Origin of the sequence: Streptomyces sp. NPDC051105, assembly GCF_040682795.1 — a bacterium.
Taxonomy (GTDB): Bacteria; Actinomycetota; Actinomycetes; order Streptomycetales; family Streptomycetaceae; genus Streptomyces.
In genome coordinates this window covers 1-1,453 of sequence record NZ_JBFBBR010000070.1, presented here as the reverse complement: position 1 = coordinate 1,453, position 1,453 = coordinate 1, and the positions used below count along the sequence as shown (strand labels likewise).

1 protein-coding gene is annotated in these 1,453 nt (G+C 69.8%); it reads left to right on the top strand.

The features are described from left to right. Positions 1–72: 72 nt before the first annotated feature. On the top strand, positions 73–1,338 hold the full coding sequence (locus AB0N16_RS41765) for an IS701 family transposase (RefSeq protein ID WP_365806030.1): 1,266 nt from the start codon (positions 73–75) through the stop codon (positions 1,336–1,338). Positions 1,339–1,453: the final 115 nt, after the last annotated feature.

Below are 1,453 nucleotides of genomic sequence, written 5' to 3'. Positions count from 1 at the left end.
GCACTAGTAGGGCTTGGTCAGGTCGGCTGGGGCGGTGCGTGTCCTGTCGGCTCGGTGTGGCGTTGGGAGTGTGTGACTCCGGACGAGATTGCTGCGGTGCGTGGTGAGTTGGAGGCGTTCGCGGCGGAGGTGTTCGAGCCGTTCGCGCGCAAGGATCAGCGCCGGTGGGGGCAGGTCTATCTGCGGGGGCTGTTGACCGACGGACAGCGTAAGTCGGTCGAGCCGATGGCCGCCCGGCTCGGGGAGGACGGCAATCGTCAGGCCCTGGCCAACTTCATCACCACCAGCCCCTGGGACCCGGCACACATCCGGGCCCAGCTCGCCTGGCGGATGGAGGAGGCGATCGGGCCCGAGGCCCTGGTCTTCGACGACACCGGGTTCCTCAAGGACGGGAGCGCCTCGGCATGCGTGTCGCGGCAGTACACCGGCACCGGGGGCAAGGTCACCAACTGCCAGGTCGGCGTCTCGCTCCACCTCGCCTGCGACCACGCCTCGGCGGCGGTCAACTGGCGGCTGTTTTTGCCCCAGACGTGGGATCCCGCATCTCCGAAGGCCGATGCCGACAAGATCGCCCGCCGTGCCGTCTGCGGCATCCCGGACGATGTGGGGCACGTGGAGAAGTGGCAGCTGGCCCTGGACATGCTCGATGAGACCCGCTCCTGGGGACTCGAGGTGCCGCTGGCCGTCGCGGACGCCGGATACGGCGACGCCGCCGCCTTCCGGCACGGACTGCAGGCCCGCGGCCTGAATTACGTGGTGGGGATCTCCACCACGCTCTGCGCCCAGCCCGCTGACGCGGTGCCGGTGGCCGAGCCGTACTCCGGGACGGGACGCCCGCCGGTGGCGAAGTATCCCGACAGGCCGCGGTCCGTGAAGGAGCTGGTCATCGCGGCGGGGCGGAAAGCGGCCAGGCCGGTGCAGTGGCGGGAGGGCTCCCGGCCCGGCACGGGCCGCTCGGGCCGCAAGCGGATGTACTCCCGCTTCGTGGCCCTGCGCATCCGGCCTGCTGGACGCGAGGTCCGACAGATGGCCGACGGACCGGAACTGCCCGTGTGCTGGCTGCTGGCCGAATGGCCCGCCGACGAGAGCGAGCCGGTGCAGTACTGGCTGTCCGACCTGCCCTCCGGCATGCCCCTGACCACACTGGTCCGCCTCGCCAAACTCCGCTGGCGTATCGAACACGACTACCGGGAGATGAAACAGGCCCTGGGACTTGCCCACTTCGAGGGCCGCACCTGGAACGGCTGGCACCACCACGTCACCCTCGTCTCCGTCGCGCACGCCTTTTGCACCCTGCAACGACTGGCCCGAGCCCCAAAAGACGCGGGGCCGGCCTGAGCCTCTACCAAGTCGTCCGCGAGCTGCAGACACTCCTCGCCCTCTGGACCGGCGCCTGCCCCACCTGCCACCGCGACATACCAACACCAATACGGACCTGACCAAGCCCTACTAG